The organism is Paracoccus sp. DMF-8, assembly GCF_029309835.1.
GTDB lineage: Bacteria > Pseudomonadota > Alphaproteobacteria > Rhodobacterales > Rhodobacteraceae > Paracoccus.
The window spans coordinates 816,615-834,883 of record NZ_JARJHL010000010.1 but is presented as its reverse complement, the minus strand read 5'-3'; the positions used below and the strand labels follow the sequence as shown (position 1 = coordinate 834,883).

Annotated in this window: 13 protein-coding genes; 8 read left to right on the top strand and 5 right to left on the bottom strand. The window is 61.5% G+C overall.

Annotation, left to right across the window (positions count from 1 at the left end):
• Window positions 1-4 precede the first annotated feature (4 nt).
• Together acnA (PE067_RS11465) and PE067_RS11460 are read right to left on the bottom strand one after the other, a co-directional pair.
• Window positions 5-2,626: an aconitate hydratase AcnA gene (acnA, locus tag PE067_RS11465; protein ID WP_276189485.1), complete on the bottom strand. Its 2,622-nt coding sequence runs from the start codon at window positions 2,624-2,626 to the stop codon at window positions 5-7.
• 15 nt (window positions 2,627-2,641) lie between these two features.
• On the bottom strand, window positions 2,642-3,979 hold the full coding sequence (locus PE067_RS11460; RefSeq protein WP_276189484.1) for an MFS transporter: 1,338 nt from the start codon (window positions 3,977-3,979) through the stop codon (window positions 2,642-2,644).
• 143 nt (window positions 3,980-4,122) lie between these two features.
• On the opposite strand from PE067_RS11460, the gene PE067_RS11455 reads away from it, so the two are divergent.
• Window positions 4,123-5,169, top strand: a complete 1,047-nt coding sequence (locus PE067_RS11455) for a beta-propeller fold lactonase family protein (protein ID WP_276189483.1) — start codon at window positions 4,123-4,125, stop codon at window positions 5,167-5,169.
• A gap of 121 nt (window positions 5,170-5,290) precedes the next feature.
• On the opposite strand, the gene PE067_RS11450 is transcribed toward PE067_RS11455, so the two are convergent.
• Window positions 5,291-6,436, bottom strand: coding sequence for a PrpF domain-containing protein (locus PE067_RS11450; protein ID WP_276189482.1), 1,146 nt, complete (start codon window positions 6,434-6,436; stop codon window positions 5,291-5,293).
• Window positions 6,437-6,498: 62 nt separating this feature from the next.
• Complete coding sequence (locus PE067_RS11445) at window positions 6,499-7,389, bottom strand: GntR family transcriptional regulator (RefSeq protein WP_276189481.1); 891 nt, start codon at window positions 7,387-7,389, stop codon at window positions 6,499-6,501.
• 141 nt (window positions 7,390-7,530) lie between these two features.
• Between PE067_RS11445 and PE067_RS11440 the strand changes: the two genes are divergently transcribed.
• The 6 genes from PE067_RS11440 (at window position 7,531) to PE067_RS11415 (ending at window position 16,037) form a co-directional block, all read left to right on the top strand.
• The gene (locus tag PE067_RS11440; RefSeq protein ID WP_276189480.1) at window positions 7,531-8,592 is read left to right on the top strand and encodes an extracellular solute-binding protein; all 1,062 of its coding nucleotides are present in this window, start codon (window positions 7,531-7,533) and stop codon (window positions 8,590-8,592) included.
• A 4-nt stretch (window positions 8,593-8,596) separates the two neighbouring features.
• Entirely contained in the window at window positions 8,597-10,264 is a 1,668-nt protein-coding gene (locus PE067_RS11435) for an iron ABC transporter permease (RefSeq protein WP_276189479.1), read from the top strand.
• Window positions 10,257-11,312 carry an ABC transporter ATP-binding protein gene (locus tag PE067_RS11430; protein ID WP_276189478.1) on the top strand — a complete coding sequence of 352 codons (1,056 nt, stop codon included), beginning with the start codon at window positions 10,257-10,259 and terminating at the stop codon, window positions 11,310-11,312. Before PE067_RS11435 ends, PE067_RS11430 begins: the two co-directional genes overlap by 8 nt.
• A complete protein-coding gene (acnA, locus tag PE067_RS11425) occupies window positions 11,300-13,936 on the top strand; it encodes an aconitate hydratase AcnA (protein WP_276189477.1) in 2,637 nt (878 codons plus the stop codon). The genes PE067_RS11430 and acnA (PE067_RS11425) overlap by 13 nt, the downstream gene beginning before the upstream one ends.
• Before the next feature lie 24 nt (window positions 13,937-13,960).
• Entirely contained in the window at window positions 13,961-14,698 is a 738-nt protein-coding gene (locus tag PE067_RS11420) for a transporter substrate-binding domain-containing protein (protein WP_276189476.1), read from the top strand.
• 121 nt (window positions 14,699-14,819) lie between these two features.
• Entirely contained in the window at window positions 14,820-16,037 is a 1,218-nt protein-coding gene (locus tag PE067_RS11415) for a PrpF domain-containing protein (RefSeq protein ID WP_276189475.1), read from the top strand.
• 15 nt (window positions 16,038-16,052) lie between these two features.
• Here the strand turns inward: PE067_RS11415 and PE067_RS11410 are convergent, their stop codons facing one another.
• The gene (locus tag PE067_RS11410) at window positions 16,053-16,970 is read right to left on the bottom strand and encodes a GntR family transcriptional regulator (protein ID WP_276189474.1); all 918 of its coding nucleotides are present in this window, start codon (window positions 16,968-16,970) and stop codon (window positions 16,053-16,055) included.
• Between the two features lie 205 nt (window positions 16,971-17,175).
• Between PE067_RS11410 and PE067_RS11405 the strand changes: the two genes are divergently transcribed.
• Window positions 17,176-18,234, top strand: coding sequence for an isocitrate/isopropylmalate dehydrogenase family protein (locus tag PE067_RS11405; protein WP_276189473.1), 1,059 nt, complete (start codon window positions 17,176-17,178; stop codon window positions 18,232-18,234).
• Window positions 18,235-18,269: the final 35 nt, after the last annotated feature.

Below are 18,269 nucleotides of genomic sequence, written 5' to 3'. Positions count from 1 at the left end.
ATCCTTATACTCTCGCCCTTTGATGTCCGCCCGCTTCCAGCGCATCGCGCAGGATCATCGGCAGGATGCCTCCGGCGCGCAGGATCCCGACCTCGGCATTGGTTTCTATGGCCGCTGTCGCCGCGAATTCCACCACCGCGCCATTGGCCCGGCGGATCGTCACCGGCACGGCGCAGCGGGGGTGGATCGTCTCGGGCGCGGCATGCATCTCAACCACATCGCCGGGCGCCAGCGCCAGTTCCATGGGGCCGAAACCCTCTGGCAAGCGCAAGGGCAGCACGCCCATTCCGATCAGGTTCCAACGGTGGATTCGCTCGAAACTCAGCGCCAGCACTGCCCGCACGCCCAAAAGGGCGACACCCTTCGCGGCCCAGTCGCGCGACGAGCCCATCCCGTAACGCTCGCCCGCGATCAGCACGACCGGGGTTCCCTCGGTTGCGTAACGCTGGGCCGCGGACCACAAAGACATCACCTGACCGGAAAGCGCGTGGACGGTCGCGCCGGGCGGAATGTCGGTGCCCAGCAGATTGCGCACGTTCTTGTTGGTGAACAGGCCACGGATCATCGCCTCCCAATTGCCGCGGCGCGAGGAAAACACGTTCAGATCGCCCGGATCCTCGCCGTTCTCGATCAGATAGCGTCCGGCATCGCCCTTGGCAGGGATGGCCCCTGCGGGCGAGATGTGATCGGTGGTCACGTCGTCGCCCACGACCATGATGGGATGCGCTGCGAAATTGCCCAGCAACGTGCCCTTGCCGAAACCTGCAAAGGGCGGGCGGCGGATATAAGTCGAGGCGGGATTCCAAGGAAACAGCGTGGTCGACGGCGCGTCGAGATCACGCCAGGCCCGGCTTGCTTCGGCGGCGTCATAGGCCGGAGCAAAATCCTCGACGCGGGCTGCCTTGGCTAATGCGGTGTCGACCTCAGTCGCCGAGGGCCAGAGCATCGCCAGCGTCACCGGCCGGCCATTCGCATCTTGTCCGATGGGGTCGACCATCAGGTCAATCTCAACTGTTCCGGCCAGCGCAAAGGCGACCACCAAAGGCGGAGACGCCAGGAACCCGGCCTCGAGCTGCGGATGCACGCGACCCGGAAAGTTGCGGTTGCCCGACAGCACCGCGACCGGCAGAATGTCGCGATCCGCCATGGCCCGCTGCACATCCTCGGTCAGCGGACCCGAGTTACCGATGCAGGTGGTGCAGCCGTAGCCGACGATTCCAAAGCCCACCGCCTCGAGATCTTCCAGCAGCCCGGCGCGGCGCAGATAGCGCTCCGCTGTTGGCGATCCCGGCGCCAGCGAGGTCTTGCACCAGGCAGGGGGGCGCAGGCCGAATTGGCGCGCCTTGCGGGCCAGCAGCCCGGCCGCGACCAGCAGCCGTGGGTCCGAAGTATTGGTGCAACTGGTGATCGCCGCGATTGCGACGGCGCCATCATTCGGCCCGCCCTCGACCGGGGTGGCGGATTTTACCATGCCGGCGACCGCCGCGCGGGTGGCGCTGACCGCGATGCGATCCTGCGGGCGTCGGGGGCCTGCCAAACTGGGTTCTACCGCGCCAAGGTCGATGTGGAGCAGTGACGTATAGCGCGGGGTCGCCTGGGGGTCGAACCATAGGCCGGCGCGACGCATATAGGTCTCGACAAGGGCGATGTGCGGCTCGGCCCGTCCGGTCCGGCGCAAGTAGTCGAGCGATTGGCGATCAACCGGAAAATAACCGCTGTTGCCGCCGAATTCGGGGGTCATGTTCGCCACGACAGCACGGTCGCCCGCTGTCAGAGTCGAAACGCCGGGGCCCAGGAATTCGACGAATTTATCCTGAAGGTCGATCTGGCGCAGCACATGCGTGATATGCAGGGCAAGATCGGTGGACAGCACGCCGTCGCGCAACCGCCCAGTCAGGCGCACGCCAACCACGTCGGGAATACGCAGCGTGACGGGCATGCCAAAGAACACGCTTTCGGCCTCAAGCCCGCCGACACCCCACGCCAGAACGCCGATGCCGTTGATCATGGGCGTGTGGCTGTCGGTGCCGATCAGCGTGTCGGGCGCCGCCCAGACCCGCCCGCCGCGTGGCAGGGTCGTGGCTACGGTCGCCAGGCGCTCGAGGTTCAGCGTATGCATGATACCGGTGCCGGGTGGATGCACGCTGAAACGATCCAGCGTGTTGGTCGCCCATTTCATGAAGCTGTAGCGTTCGGCATTGCGCTCATATTCGCGCGCCATGTTCACCCCCCGCGCGGCCGAGGTGCCAAAGGCATCAACCGCGACCGAATGGTCGGTCGAGACATCGACCGGCACCACGGGGTTCAGTTGCGCCGGATCGCCGCCCGCCTCGGCCAGAGCCGAACGCATGGCGGCAATATCCACCAACGCCGGACCGCAGGTCGTGTCGTGCATCAGGACGCGGTTGGGCAGAAAGGGGATCTCGATCTCGCTGCGACCCTCGGTCAACCAGCCCAGGATTGCGGCCTGTGCGGCATGGGCGTCCTCGCCCGCAGTGCGCAGCACGTTTTCCAGCAGGATGCGTTGGATCCAGGGCAAACGCCCCAAATCCGCTCCGGCCGCAGTCGGCAGGTCGATGAAGTCATAGCAGACAGCGTCGTGTTCGAACTGGCTGATGGGGATCATGGCCATGCCTTCTTCTCAAGTCTTGCTGCCTGCGGCCATGTCGAACTGTCCGCTCGGATCACGTCCGGCGTCCGGCTTGTTCGACAGGCGCATCAGCCAGGTCATCAGGAAAGCCACGAATAGTAGCCCGGCCAGCACAAGAAGCCCGCCCAGAGGGCTGCCGGTCGTGGTCTTGGCCCAGCCCATGGCATAGGGTCCGACAAAGCCGCCCAGGTTGCCGATCGAGTTGATTGCAGCGATTGACACCGCCGCCGTGGCTCGCGACAGGAACAGGCTGGGCAGCGACCAGAACGGCGATTTGAAAGCATAGATCCCGGCCAGCGCCACTGAGATCAGCATCACCGCCACCGCAGGATTGGCCGTCAGCCCGGTCGAGGCCAGCGCGATTCCTCCGACCAGCAGCGGCAGCGCCGTGTGCATCTTGCGTTCGCCGGTGCGGTCGGAATGCCAGGACCATGCCACCATGGCAACCGTCGCCACCGCATAGGGGATCATCGCGATCAGGCCGATCTGGAAATGGCTGAGGCTTGCGCTAAAGCCCTGAATGATCTGCGGCATCCACAAGCCGATACCAAGGTTGCCGATCTGATAGATGAAATAAATCGCCGACAGGAACAGCACCTTGGGGTTGGATATCGCCTGCCACAGGCCCAGATGCTTGACGTCCTTGCGGTTTGCCTCATCCGCGGCGAGTTCGGCCACCAGCCAGTCGCGCTGTTCCCGCGTCAGCCATTTCGCCTTTTCGGGTCGGTCGGTCATGTAGAAGATGTTGAAGACGCCGAATGCCAGTGCGGGAAATCCTTCAAGGATCAGCATCCAGCGCCAGCCCGACAGGCCGAACCCGCTGACATTGTCCATGATCCAGGTGCTCAACGGCGCGCCCAGCAGATAGGATACCGGAATGGCCGCCGTAAACAGCGCCACTGTGGTCGCCTGTTCCTTCGCGCGGAACCAGTAGGTAAGATAGATGATGATGCCCGGAAAGAAGCCGGCCTCTGCCACGCCCAGCAGGAAACGCAGGATGTAAAGCTGCGTTGCGTTCTGGACGAAACCCGTCGCCAGTGCGATGGCGCCCCAGGTGATCAGGATGCGCGAAATCCAGATGCGCGAGCCGTATTTCTGCAGCATCACGTTGCTGGGCACCTCGAACAGGAAGTAGCCGATGAAGAAGATGCCACCGGCAAAGCCGAAGGCCTCGGCAGTCAGCGCCAGTTCCTTGTTCATCTCGAGCGCGGCATAGCCGATGTTCGCGCGGTCCAGATACGAGATGACGTAAAGCACGAATGTATACGGGATGATGCGCCAGAAGACCTTGCGCATCGTGGTCTTCTCAAGTGAGTTCGCAGTGGTCATGGCTACCCCTCCCAGTGGCATGACGACTCGGGCGGTCCGAGTATTTGCTGCTGAATTACATCATGTCATTATAAAATGCAATTGTTCTGACGTGGAAACTGATCTATTGTCCGTTCGTGCCAGAACGGATGCCGAGGAAACTCATGACCACCATCGCCTATGTCGGGTCACGCACCACTCAGGCGCGCAAGGCGCGCGGAAAGGGACTGTCCGTGTTTCGCATCGAGGGGACGCGATGGCAGCAACTTCAGATGCTTGAGATGGAGAACCCTTCGTTCCTCGCTTTCGATCACGCGCGGCAGAACCTCTACACCGTTCACGGCGACCTCGACCGGGTCAGCGCCTTCCGCATTGACCCGGCCACCGGCTGTCTTGCGGCGCTGAACCAGCAAGTCACGATGGGGCGCAATCCGGTGCATCTGTCGTTCGATCCTGCCGACCGCTTTCTTGTCGTGGCCAATCACGTTACTTCCTCGCTGGCCGTGCTTCCGCGAGAAAGGGATGGGCGGCTGGGCCCGATCGAGAATCTGACCCAGATCACTGGCGAGATCGGCCCGCACCGGGTCGAGCAGCCCTTCCCCAAGCCGCATCAGGTCGAATTCGACCCCTCCGGACACTGGATCGTGGTGCCAGACAAGGGCATCGACAAGCTGCTGGTCTACCGGCTCGAGGGTGGGCAGTTGGTGCAGGTTTCGGCCTGTCCCTGCCGCGAAGGCGCGGGGCCGCGCCACGTCGCCTTTCATCCCGATGGGCGGCGGGTCTATGTCGTGAATGAGCTTGATTCTACCGTGGCCGCCTGTCGCTTTGATCCGCAGAACGGTGCGATTGCGCCCTTCCAGATCCTGTCGGCACTGCCTGAGGATTTCACCGGCAACAGCCGCGGCGCTGAAATCGCGGTTTCCGACGATGGGCAGTGGCTGCACGCCTCGAACCGGGGCAGCGACAGCATTGCGAGCTTTCCGATCAGGCCGGATGGCAGGCTTGGCGCACCCTGCCATCGCAAGACCGGAGGGCGCACGCCAAGGTTCTTTGCGCTGTTCGGTGACAGGCTTTTCGCCGCCAATGAAGATGATGACAACATCACCATGATGCCGGCCGTCCCGGGCGAGTTGCCGGAAGGGCAGGTCGAGGTGGTGGCACGGGTCGGGAGCCCGGTTTGCATCCTGTTTCATGAGATCACCGATGCCTAAGGGGTGTCCGCGTTCCTCGGGTCCGGTGCCTAGGTCTGCAACGGCAAAGCTGAAACAAGGCTCCGCACAGCCCGCGTGCGATCATCCACAAGCTTCGAAGCCTGTGTCAAAGACCATTTCATTACTCACCCACATCCGCGAAAACGGTTCCTCGGAACAGCCTTCGCGCCGTCCGGTAAAAGCCGCCTGAGACCGGAACCCTATCCGGACCGGAACCTTCGATGACCGCGGCAGCGGTCAGGATTCCAGACGGCATTCCGATGCGCACCATAGACCCGGCGTTATTCCGAGCAACCTCATGCGCGATCGAGCCCTCGAAACGGGAGGCAATGGCAATACAAAGCGTTGCCGTGAGCGGCAGTGCCTGATGCGGTTGTCCGCTCGAGATCACACGGGCAGCGAAATCCATGTCATTGGACCTGATTTGGTCGCCGCCGGTAGACTCAAAGTCTGCGGGCGAAGACAGAAGCGCCACGAAGGGCACATGCCGCTTGCGCTTTGCCTCCTCTTCGTCCGCGGCAACGCCCATTCTGATGGATGCAGCCACGCGGATCTCGTCCAGCAAGGCGAGAAGGTCGGGTCGGGCGTCGAGCTCGGTAGGTGTCTCAATCCCGGCCAACCCGAAGTCGGATGCCCTGAGGATGCAGCAGGCATTGGCCGCATCGAACAGGGACGCCTCGAACCTGCGACCGTCCTTCAGCGTAAGCACGTCCAGGACCGCTCCGGTCGGCAGGAAGGTTCCGGTCGTGGCCCCACCGGGGTTGATAAAGTCCAGACGGATCGGGGCGCCCCGCCCGCTGACGCCCGGAATCTCCAGATCCCCGTCATAGCGGCTCTTACCATCGCGCAGCGGAAATGTCGCGTGGATGACCTTGCCGGTGTTCGTGTTGTGGATCCGCACGTGCGCTTTATCGCCCTGCACCCTGACAAGCCCCTCGTCGACCGCGAACGGGCCGACTGCCGAGAGCATGTTGCCGCAATTGCCCGACATATCCAGTCGCCGCTCGCGGACCTGCACTTGCACGAATGTGTAGTCCACATCCGCATCCCGATGGGTCGATCGGCCAATGACACAGACTTTGGAAAGCGAAGAAACGCCGCCGCCCATGCCATTGAGCTGACGGCCGTAGAGGTCTGGGCTGCCCATGGCAGAGCAGAGGATGTCGACCCACTCCTCCTTGTCCAAGGGCATGTTCTCTGCCCGAATCATGAGCGCCTTGCTAGTTCCGCCCCTCATGAAGGTGGAAGGGATTTCGAACAGTTTCATGTTCCTCACCTGCGATTCTGCTTTGGGCCCAGCTTGGCCTTATGACCGGCGGAAAATCCAGATCAGAATCCGGTTTTTTTCCTTGAAACTAGACCAAGATGCAATCGTAGCGCATCCGCAGCCTCGGTCCGCCGGTTCTCCAGCAGGAGGTCGAGAATCTGGACATGCTCGTGGCAGAAGGCGACCGTTGCGGTTCGCTCGACCTTCGACCCCAGCTCCATCAGGCGTCGCAGCCTGTTGATCCGCTTAACTGAATCTATGATGAAACTGTTGTTGGAGCACTCTAGGATCGTCTCGTGAAGGCGACTGTTGATTTCGAATAGATCCGCGGCAGTCGCACGATGGACATCCCCCGCTATGAGGGCCTGCTGTTGCTCCCGGCACGCAAGCAATGCTGCTTCGTTCAGGACAAAAGTCGGCTCCAGGATTGCGGCCGGCTCGTTCAGCAAGCGGAATCGAAAGCTCTGCCGGTAAGCATCCTCCGAAGTCAGCATCGGCAGGAATTCCCAGCCATTTCCGGGCAAGCGTTCGATCCAGCCCTCGCTCGCGATCCTTGAAAGAATCTTCAAAACATTGGCACGGCTCAGCCCATACCTCCGCATCAACTCGCTTTCTGACATCCGGCCCGCGATGCGCCCCTCCATGCGATCGGATGCAATCTGCAGGTAGGTGGCATCCTCCTCGCCACCCTCAGCTCTCATTTCTTCGCGCCTTTCCGGTGCCTCGATGACGTAGCCCTCACCTGCGGTGTAGGTGAGCAGGCCAGCCTCGGCGAGAGTTTTCAGGGCGCCACGGATAGGAGACTCGGAAACCCGCAACTCCTCTGCGAGCAGTCGCTCGGGAAGGTGCATTCCCTTCTTCCATCCGCGGACGCGGATGAGATCGGCTATGTTCTGTGCAAGTTCACTTGGTAGCCTGGCCACTTCTTTCACCCCTGTTCCGAAGATGAACATCCTTGGTTGCGACTGCTTCGTCAAGTTATGGTATTTTTATTTGCAATAATACCAAAAATAGCTAGGTTCAAATAGCTCCGCATGATTCGGAGTCGGGGCGCAGGCAATGGATCTGCCGCCACCGTTCGAGGGAGGAATACAATGAAGAATACGATACTCGCAGCGTCTTTGACGTTGCTCGCCGCAGGCTTGCCTCTTGTCGCATTCGGGCAGGAGCAGGCTATTCTCGACGCGGCGAAGGTCGAGGGTCGCGTGAGCGTCTACAGCGCGCTTGATGCCGCGCTCGCGCAGCGGCTGGTGACGGACTTCCAGGAACTACACCCCGAAATCAAAGTCGACTATGTAGATCAGTCCACCACCGAAATCTACAACCGCGCCATCAGCGAGGCCGCGGCCGGGAGCGGGACGGCTGACATCCTGCTCAGCTCTTCCATGGACCTCCAATACAAGCTGATGTCCGACGGGGTCGTGTCCGACTTCACGCTGCCTGATACCACCGCACTACAGCCATGGTCACATGCGCCGAGCGCGGTATACGGCTTCACGCAGGAGCCACTCGTCATCGTCTATAACAAACGTCTCGTTCCAGAGGCCGATGTGCCAGCCAACCGAAAGGAACTGATCGAACTCCTTGCGAAACCCGAATACCTCGACAAGGTGGCGACCATCGATCCAGAGCGGATCGGAACTGGGTTCATGTTCTTCACCCTGGACGAGCGCGCGGATCCGGACAACTTCTGGACCCTCGCCGATGCGCTGGGAAAAGCTCGGGTCAAGCTTTACACCTCCACCGGCGCGATGCTGGAGAAGGTCACCTCGGGCGAGCACCTCATCGCCTACAACATCATCGGTTCCTACGCGGCCGAGCGTGCGAAAGCCGACAGCGCGATCGGCGTCGTCTATCCGGATGACTACATCAACGCGATCTCGCGATTGGCCATGATCCCGAAGACCGCGCCGCATCCCAATGCCGGACAGGTCTTCCTCGAGTATCTGGTTTCGGAGCGGGCACAGCAGATCCTGCTGGCGTCTTCCTTCGGCACCGTGCGCACCGACCTTTCACCGGCAACCGTCGTGCCGGAGGACAAGGCCGCTCTGGTGCGTCCCACGACCGTGGACGACAGCCTTCTGCACTATCTCGACCAGTCGACCCGGCTGCAGTTCATCCGTCGCTGGCAGCAGGCCATGAAGGGCGGGAACTAAGCCAATGAGCAAGACCGTCAGCACGATGGTGATTGCGCTTCTCGCGCTTGCCATCCTCTATCCGATCGGGCTGGTTGTTTATCAGAGCTTTCTGGACAATCCGTTTTTCCAGCCGAACGTCCAGTGGTCGACCTTCGGATACGAGTTCGTGTTCTCGGACCCGGACTTTTGGACCGCCGTCTGGAATTCGGTCCAGATCGCGGTCGGCATGACCCTGATCGCGGTCCCCGTTGGCGGTCTGCTCGCTTTCGTTATGACCCGCACAGATGTTCCCTTCCGCCGCTTGGTGGAGGGGTTCATCCTCACACCGCTGTTCATTTCCCCGATGATCCTTGCCTTCGGCTATGTGGTCTCGGCGGGTCCTGTCGGGATTTTCAGCGTCTGGTTCGAATCCATCTTCGGATTCGTGCCGTGGTATCTCTATTCCAAGACCACCTTCATCGTAATCGCGGGCCTGACCCACGTTCCCCATGCCTATATCTACGCTTCGGCGGCCCTTCAGAACCTGGGTTCGGACGTTGAAGAGGCTGCCCGGATCTCGGGTGCCGGCCCCGCGCGCGTCGCACTGACGGTTAGCCTGCCGATGATCCTGCCCAGCCTGCTCTTCGCGGCTGTGCTGATTTTCTTCATGGGCTTCGAGATGTTTGGCCTTGCTCTCATCCTGGGTGACCCGGAAGGGATCACGGTCATCGCGACTTATCTCTACAAGCTGACGAACATTCTTGGCACTCCCTCCTATCAGCTCATGGCGGCCGTGGTGGTGTTCATGTTGGCGGTGACGCTGCCGCTGGTCTGGATCCAGCGCAAGATGCTGCGCTCGGCAAACAAATACATCTCGGTCAAGGGAAAGGCGGCCGCACAGCGCCCCCTGAAACTGGGTCCCTGGCGCTGGGTCGCTTTTGCACTGATCCTCTTGTGGATGTTCGTCACCGTGATCGTGCCCGTTGCGGGGCTCATCCTGCGGTCCGTGCTTTCCACATGGGGGCAAGGTGTCAGCATTTTCGAGGTGATGACTCTGGATCACTTCCGCCAATTGTTCCAGTTCCCGCAGATCACGCGCTCGATGGTGAATACGCTGCTGATGGCGACTCTGGGCGGTGCTGCGGCGGTGGCTGTCTACACCCTTCTGGCGCTGGCGGTCGGGCGGAAGACGGAAGGTGCCGCGAAGTTCGTGGACTACATCGTGATGCTCCCGCGCGCCATGCCGGGGCTGATCGCGGGTCTGGCGATCTTCTGGGTATTCCTGTTCACCCCAATCCTAGGCGACATGCGTCAGACGCTGGTCAGTGTCTGGACCGCCTACACCCTAGTGTGGCTCGCCTATGGTCTTCGCCTGATCACGACCTCCTTCATGCAGATTTCACCTGACCTGCAGGAGGCTGCCCGTGTCGCCGGCGCCTCCGCCGGACGGGTAAGCCGCGACATTACCCTGCCGCTGGCAAGGGCCGGGATCATTGGCAGCTGGCTGCTGATCTTCATCGCCTTCACGCGGGAATATTCGACCGGCGTCTATCTGCTCTCTCCCGGCTCCGAGACGATCGGCGCGCTGCTCGTCAGCCTCTGGGCCGGTGGCAACATTAATGCGGTGACCGCGCTTGCGACCGTGAACCTTGGATTTATCATCGTCGGACTGGCGATGCTCTGGAAGTTTGGAGATCGCCGGAATGGCTAAGCTCAGTGTATCAAATCTCCGCCTCGCTTATGGCGACAATGAAATCCTCAAAGGCCTCTCTCTGGAGACGCGTGAGGGCGATGTAGTTGCCCTGCTCGGACAGTCGGGCTGCGGAAAGACCACGCTTCTACGCTCCATCGCAGGGCTAGAAACCCCGTCTGCGGGCAAAATCCAGGTCGGCGACAAGGTGATCTTCGACGCAGATCACAAGATCGCGCTCGCGCCTGAGAAACGAGGGCTTGGACTGGTGTTCCAATCCTATGCGCTCTGGCCGCACCGGACTGTTTTCGAGAATGTCGCTTACGGTATCCGTTTGAAGAAAGTCTTAGCGGAGGAGGTCAAAAGCCGTGTCCGCGCCGCGATGGAAGGGATCGGCATCGCCCATCTGGGCGACCGACATCCGCACCAGCTGTCCGGTGGGCAACAGCAACGTGTCGCCCTAGCGCGAGCGATGGTCTACGATCCGCCGATCATCCTGCTGGACGAGCCTCTGTCGAACCTTGACGCCAAGCTGCGCGAAGAGGCACGCATCTGGATCAGGTCGCTGATCAAGCAGACCGGAAGAACCGCCGTCTTCGTCACCCATGACCAGGAGGAGGCGATGGCCGTCGCCGATCAGGTCGTGCTGCTTGACCAGGGGCGGATGATCCAGAGCGGCACCCCGGAAGAGCTTTACGGGAACCCCAACTCGCTGTTCGCCGCAACTTTCATGGGTTCGAACAACCAGTTCGAGGGCAAGCTGATCGAGGTGAGAGGCGATCGGACGATGGTCCAGGTCGGCGACTCTCGGATCTGGGCGCTGAACAAATCGGACAAGACGGTGGGTGAGACCACAACGGTCGTCAGCCGTGTCGAGGTTGCAGAGACATCCGAGACTCCAGGCGAGAACAGTTTGTCTGCCACTCTGCTAACCAAATCCTACCTCGGATCACGTTGGGAATACATCTACGACTGCTCAGGTCATCAGGTTCGCGTTACCTCGCGCAAGCCATTGCCCCACCAGTCGTGCTTCATCACCTGGCCGGCGGATGGTGCATGGGCGTTCTGAGTTTGCAGCCTCTGGCCGGACAGGAAGTCCGCGGCCTGAAATATCTACCCCTGGAGCAGTTGGAGAGCGAATTCCCCGGCATCCGCAGGCTTCCGTATTCGCTGCGTATCCTGTTGGAATCCGCGGCGCGGGGGCATCTAAACGACAAGCTGGGCCGCGAGCATCTCGAGCGTCTGGCGGGCTGGCGGCCCCATGCGGACCGGGACGTGGAAGTCTCCTTCTTCGTCAACCGCATCCTGGTGCCGGATTCCACCGGCATCCCGCTTCTGGCCGATCTTGCGGCAATGCGCAGCGCGGCGGCACGGCAGGGTCGCAATCCGAAGGCGATCGAACCTGGCATTCGTGTAGATCTTGTGGTCGACCATTCCGTCCAGATCGACGTCCACGGGCGGCCTGATGCGCTCGCCCTCAACACCGAGCTGGAATTCGAGCGCAATCAGGAACGGTTCCGCTTCATCAAATGGTCGGATGCCGCCTTCGACAAGCTGCGGGTCGTGCCCCCCGGGAATGGCATCTGCCATCAAATCAACCTTGAACAACTGGCCGGTGTCGCCTGGGTGACCGATGGGGTGGCCCATCCGGACACGCTCCTCGGCTGTGACAGCCACACCACCATGGTCAACGGCATGGGGGTGATCGGCTGGGGCGTCGGCGGCATCGAGGCCGAGTCGGCCATGCTTGGCCAACCGGTCACCATGCTCTTGCCCGATGTCATCGGAGTCCACCTGCACGGGATCCTGCCCGTCGGCGTGACTACGACTGATCTCGTGCTGACGGTGACAGAGCGCCTGAGAAAGGTCGGCGTGGTCGGCAAATTCGTCGAGTTCTTCGGAAAGGGTGCGGTCAGGCTCAGCGTTCCGGAACGGGCGACACTTGCCAACATGGCGCCGGAATACGGAGCAACCATCGGGTTCTTCCCGGTGGATGAGCGGACGCTCGACTACCTTCGCGATACCGGTCGGGGCGAAGGTTCGGTGGCGCTGGTGCGGGACTATTATCATGCCCAGGGCATGTTCGGGGTTCCGGGTCCGGGGCAGATTGATTTCAGTCAGGTCGTCGAGATAGACTTGGCCGGGATCGTGCCCAGCATCGCAGGCCCCCGCCGACCGCAGGACCGGATCGCGTTGAGCGAGGCTGGTCGGCACTTCCGGCAGCTGCTGGCCGCACCTGTCTCGGAGGGGGGCTATGGCCGTGACGTCGGAACGGCGGCGCAAAACAATGACGGCGACGTCGTGCTTGCCGCGATCACGTCCTGCACAAATACGTCCAACCCGCAGGTGATGATTGCTGCCGGGCTGCTTGCGCGGAACGCTTTGCGTGTCGGTCTGCAGGTGGATCCGAAGATCAAGACCTCGTTCTCGCCGGGGTCGCGCTCCGTCGCTGCCTATATGGAAAACCTCGGACTTCTCGCCCCTCTTGCAGCTCTGGGGTTTGAGGTCGCGGCTTTCGGGTGCGGCACTTGCATCGGGAATTCCGGTCCGCTCGACCCGGAGCTTGAACGGCAGTTGGCTGAGAGCGGCGCGGTGGTTGCGGCGGTTCTGTCCGGCAACCGGAACTTCGAGGCGCGGATCCATCCAGCCATCAAGGCGAATTTCCTGGCGAGCCCACCGCTGGTCGTCGCCTATGCGATTGCCGGATCGGTTGGTCGCAACCTCGAGACCGAACCGCTTCAGGGCGATGTCCTGCTGGCGGACATCTGGCCGGATGCCAAGGAAATTGCGGATCTGACCGCCATCGCGGCGCGAATGGGGGCAGCGGCTGGCACTGATGATCGGTCACGTTGGGACCGGATCGAGATCACGGAATCTGCCGTCTATGACTGGGCACCGTCCACCTACATCAAGGAACCGCCCTTCTTTCCGCCCGGCAAACCGGCTTCGGCTCTGACCGAAATCACGGGCGCGCGTGCCCTGCTTATCCTAGGTGACAGCGTCACCACGGATCACATCAGTCCTGGCGGAGCCATCAAACCCACCTCGGACGCGGGGAAATGGCTGATTGATGCCGGCATAGCTAAGTCGGATTTCAATACCTTCGCCGCGCGGCGCGGGAACCATGAGATCATGATGCGTGGCACATTCGGCAATGTGCGTCTGCGTAACCGCATGGCTCCGGGAACCGAAGGCGGTTTCACTTGCCATCAGCCCTCGGGCGAGACGATGTCGGTCTTCGATGCGGCCATGCGCTATCGCGAAGAGCGCGTCCCGGTCGTCGTCTTCGCGGGCCGCGAATATGGGACGGGCAGCTCGCGGGACTGGGCAGCCAAGGGCCCGGCGCTTCTGGGCGTTAGGGCGATCGTCGCGCAAAGCTTCGAGCGAATCCATCGCAGCAACCTTGTGGGATTGGGCATCCTTCCGCTGCGTTTCGATCCACAGGACAGCTCGGACTCCCTGGGCCTCGCGGGGACCGAAACCTTCGATCTGCTGTTCCCTAATGAATTTTCCATCGGCGGCCGCGCGCTCTTGCGGATCGCCCGGACGGATGGAAGGTCTCAGGAGATCGGCCTGCGGCTTTGCGTCGAGACCGTGACCGAGATGGAATATCTCGCCAATGGGGGCATCATGCCCCAGGTGCTTTCGATGACGCTTGAGGCGGACGCTTCCCTCAACCCTTCCTCCACATAGCCACCGGCCAGATCGAGTTTCACAATGACACAACCACCTTTACCACCTGTCGCGATCACCGATTACGCGCCCTCCGGCACGCTGCGCATCGCGATCAATCACGGCAACCGGGTCCTAGCCGACAGGGGGGATGCTGGCAGACCGATCGGCATCTCGGTAGATCTGGCCCGCGCCCTAGCCGCAGAGCTTGGAACGGAACCCGTCTTCGTCGAATTCGATCGCGCCGGAGACGTCTCGGCCTCGGCCGAGGCGGACGTCTGGGATGTCTGCTTTCTGGCGGTTGACCCGGATCGTGCCCGAACGATCAGTTTCACCCCGCCCTATATCCGGATCGAAGGCTGCTATCTCGCAGGCAGAGGCTCCGATGCCGGTTCCGCGGATGAGGTGATCAGCCGGAAATTGACGGTAGGTTCGGTGGAAGGCAGCGCCTATGCCCTGCATCTGGCCCGGCGCCCGGGGTCCGAGCAACTGGTTACCTTCGGCTCGATGCAAGAGGCCGTCGCAGCCTTCGACGCCGGCCGGGTCGACGCGCTGGCCGGAATCCGCAAGGCAATGGAGGAGATCGCGGCCCCGCGTGCGGGGGCCCGCGTCCTGCAGCCCCCCTTCATGGAGATCCTGCAGGCCATGGGTATCCCGGCAGGTCGTCCCGCCGCCCACCGTCATCTGTGCGCATTCTTGGATCAGATGGTCAGAGCGGGCGAAACGCGGTGGATTCTCGAGAAGCATGGCGTGGATGGTGGTGCCGCAATCCTGCCGACCTAGCGAAATCGTCTCCTGCCGATGAGCACAAGCCAAGTCATGCCCTAGCCGGCTTTTCGTGGAGGGCCCATCCGGCGCTTGTAAGGAAATTCCGTGAGATGCAGAACGGAAGGGAAATTTGCGAATGAGTATGAAGGATATAGACGATAGCCTCGCCATCGTGGTTCGGAACGATGTTGTAGAATTTCCACTACATCACATGCGTGGCGGGACATCCACAGGCATCGTGATCTGGGAACCGCTGGCCCCCGAGAAGCAGGAGGATCGCGAAGAGCTTCTCCGCCACCTCATGGGCGTTCCGCTGACCGGAAGCACCCAGGGCAACCGCCAGACCACCGGCCTCGGCCGTGGTGCGGCGACTAGCAACAAGGCGTTCTTCGTGCGGGTCGAGGAGCGGGCCGGGAAGACATGCCTTGTCAGCACATTGGCCCAGCTTGCCGCAGATCACAGCTCGATCGACTGGAGCGTGAACTGCGGGAACATGTCCTCCGCCTTGCCGCTATGGGCATTTGACGTCGGCATTCTGAAATTGGATGCCGAAGATCCCGAGATCGAGATCATCAATACCAATACCGGTGTCCGCACGACAGGTCGCCTTAAGTATCGTCCTGGGGAGGGTCTGATCCCCGCCGAGATACCGGGCGTGCTGGGCGCCCATCCCGGCGTTGATCTGTTCATGCACGAGCCGATCGGAGCCAAGAGTGGACAGCTTCTCCCAACTGGCAATGTGCGGGATGTATTCAACGATATCTCCGCGTCCTGTGTTGATGTTGCCGTCCCCATGGTCATCATCAGAGCGGCAGATCTTGGGAAGACCGGCTACGAGACCATCGCCGAGTTGACCTCGGACAGGGCCTTGGTGGAGGTGCTGCGGAAGGTGTGGGTTGAAGCCGGGCAACGGATGAAATTGCGTAATCGCAACGGCGAACTCATGACGGAGGCAGAGCTTGCGCGCAGCGAGACGATCCCAAAAGTGTGCATGATTGCGCCCCCACTGGGCGCCGACGCTCATATTGCGGTCCGGTATTTCACACCGCAGACTCCCCATGCGTCGATGGCGGTTTCCGGCGGATGTTGCCTTGCCGCCGCCACCCTTATCGAGGGAAGCATCGCGAGAGAAGTTGCGCGGCAGGCACCCGCCGTCACAGCGGACGAGCGGGAGTTTGCGATCTCGATTGAGAATCCGGCCGGCATTCTCGAAACGACTATTGTCGCCAAGGGTAGGGGCGCGGATCTCGCAATCTCGACGGCGGCCTATCGTCGGAGCGCCCAAGTCCTGCTTTCCGGCCGGGCCCCCCTTTACGCCGCATCGGGCAACCTGCGCAGGGCGCTGTCGACCTGAAGACCGGCGATGCGGTCATTCTGGATAACTTGTCATCTCATCACAGATCCGTGCTTCAATCGCCCTAGCACGACTTTTCAGCGGTCCTAGGGCCTCCAGATGCCTGCGCATGAACTCGGACGCGTCTTTGTTTCGGCTACTCAGCACCAGATGCAGCAGTTCGATATGTTCGATGCAGCGTTCCCGAGCGACATCTCGATCCAGCATCTGACGATAATCAATCAATCGGCGCAAACGATCGACGCGCTTCAGGGCGTCGATGAAGAATATGTTCTGGCTGCACTCGATGACCGATTCGTGCATGCCGCTGTTCAGCTCGAACAGTTTCGCATCAGGCACGGTCCAGATCCCGCCCTCGACAAGCCAACGCTGTTCGGCCAGTCGGCTTTCCAGAACTGGTCGGTTCAGCTGGAAGCGCGGCTCCAGAAGGGCCGCCGGCTCGATCAACTGCCGAAAACGATAGCTGTCGCGATAGGATTCGAGCGAGGTTAGAACCGGCAAAAATTCCCAGCCATGTCCGGGCAGGCGCTCGATCCATCCTTCTTGTGACATACGCCGCAACAGTTTCGTCAGGCGGCCTTTGGTCAGATCATATCGGCGGTGCAGTTCATTCTCGGTAATCCGTTCGGGTAGTCGTCCCGATACACGGTCATCGGCAATGCGCAGGTAAATTTTTTCGTCCTCGTCGATCTGCTCGACAGGCACGGTGAACTCCTCAGCCGCCGCCGTATCGACCAGCCGGTAACCACTGCGGTCGCCGGAGATCAGAACACCCGCTTCCTCCAGTTGTTTCAGCGCCACCCTGACCGGTGAGCGCGAGACGCGGAACTGCTCGGCGAGCTTCCGTTCGGTCAGGCGATCGCCGGGTTTGAGCCCGTCGGCGCTGATATGGGCTGCGATCTGGCTGGCAAGGGAGTTGGCGAGCGTGGTCATCAAGGTTCCGGCTGATTTTTCTAAGAGATGGCATAGTTGGATCTCTTTGCCAAGTTGGTGGAACTTTAGCATTGCAAAATACCGAATCATTCGCTAACTGGTATTTACAAGCGTTAAAAGACCACACGAGGGGGTCGAACCGGAAAGCATCGCCGTTTCTCGATCGACGTCCGGGTTCTTCCGTCCAAAAATAAGGATGAGCAACTTGCGCCTTCTGGTTCTTCCCGGAGACGGGATCGGCCCTGAGATCACCGAAGCGACCCTGCGCGTGCTGGATACCGCCCACCGCCGCTTTGGCCTGCACCTGCAAATCGAACAGGCCGACATCGGCCTGAAATCTCTGGTCGAGCAGGGCACGACATTGCCTGACGCGGTGATGAAACGCATCCCCGAAGTGGATGGTGTCATCCTTGGGCCGGTGTCCCACTATGACTATCCCACCCGCGACAAGGGAGGCATCAACCCATCGGGCGAGTTGCGGGTGAAGTTCGAACTGTTCGCGAATGTGCGCCCCTGCAAATCGCGCCCCGACCTGACTGTGCTGCGCAAGCCGATGGACCTGATCATCGTGCGCGAGAATACCGAAGGCTTCTATTCCGACCGCAACATGTTTTCCGGCACCGGCGAGTTCATGCCCGACCCGGACATGGCGCTGTCGGTCAGAAAAATCACGGCGCGGGCTTCGCGCAATGTCGCCAAAGCCGCGTTCGAGCTGGCCCGCGCCCGGCGCAAGAAGGTGACAGCGGTCCACAAGGCCAATGTCGTCAAGCTGTCGGACGGGCTGTTCCTGCGTGAGGTTCGTAAGGTCGCGGCAGATTATCCTGATGTGCAGTTGGAAGAGCTGATCGTGGACGCAACCGCCGCGCTGCTGATCCGCAAACCGGACGCCTTCGACGTGATCGTCACCACCAACATGTTTGGTGACATCCTGTCGGACGAGGCTTCGGAACTGTGCGGCAGCCTTGGCTTGGGCGGCTCGATCAATCAAGGCGCTGACGTCTGCGTTGCGCAGGCCCAGCACGGTTCGGCGCCCGACATCCAGGGCCAGGGCAAGGCCAACCCGACCTCGCTGATCCTGTCCGCTGCGATGCTGCTGGATCATCTGGGCCGCCAGAATGGCGAGGCGAAGCTGATCGACGCTGCTCGCGCCATCGAGGCCGCCATCGAGTCGACGCTGGACCACCCCGAGCGCCGCACCGCCGACCTAGGCGGTCCGCTGGGCACCGAAGCCTTCACCGACGCGGTTTGCGCCGCGCTGGCCTGATTTTCAACGATGGTCCGGGAGGGACCAACAAGGGA

What these genes read in the sequence shown, in the direction of transcription:
- PE067_RS11435 (WP_276189479.1), top strand. Translation starts at nt 8,597, where the DNA reads ATGAGCAAGACCGTCAGCACGATGGTGATTGCGCTTCTCGCGCTTGCC.
- PE067_RS11415 (WP_276189475.1), top strand. Translation starts at nt 14,820, where the DNA reads ATGAGTATGAAGGATATAGACGATAGCCTCGCCATCGTGGTTCGGAAC.
- PE067_RS11420 (WP_276189476.1), top strand. Translation starts at nt 13,961, where the DNA reads ATGACACAACCACCTTTACCACCTGTCGCGATCACCGATTACGCGCCC.
- PE067_RS11450 (WP_276189482.1), bottom strand. Translation starts at nt 6,436, where the DNA reads ATGAAACTGTTCGAAATCCCTTCCACCTTCATGAGGGGCGGAACTAGC.
- PE067_RS11460 (WP_276189484.1), bottom strand. Translation starts at nt 3,979, where the DNA reads ATGACCACTGCGAACTCACTTGAGAAGACCACGATGCGCAAGGTCTTC.
- acnA (WP_276189477.1), top strand. Translation starts at nt 11,300, where the DNA reads ATGGGCGTTCTGAGTTTGCAGCCTCTGGCCGGACAGGAAGTCCGCGGC.
- PE067_RS11455 (WP_276189483.1), top strand. Translation starts at nt 4,123, where the DNA reads ATGACCACCATCGCCTATGTCGGGTCACGCACCACTCAGGCGCGCAAG.
- PE067_RS11410 (WP_276189474.1), bottom strand. Translation starts at nt 16,970, where the DNA reads ATGACCACGCTCGCCAACTCCCTTGCCAGCCAGATCGCAGCCCATATC.
- PE067_RS11440 (WP_276189480.1), top strand. Translation starts at nt 7,531, where the DNA reads ATGAAGAATACGATACTCGCAGCGTCTTTGACGTTGCTCGCCGCAGGC.
- PE067_RS11430 (WP_276189478.1), top strand. Translation starts at nt 10,257, where the DNA reads ATGGCTAAGCTCAGTGTATCAAATCTCCGCCTCGCTTATGGCGACAAT.
- PE067_RS11445 (WP_276189481.1), bottom strand. Translation starts at nt 7,389, where the DNA reads ATGTTCATCTTCGGAACAGGGGTGAAAGAAGTGGCCAGGCTACCAAGT.
- acnA (WP_276189485.1), bottom strand. Translation starts at nt 2,626, where the DNA reads ATGATCCCCATCAGCCAGTTCGAACACGACGCTGTCTGCTATGACTTC.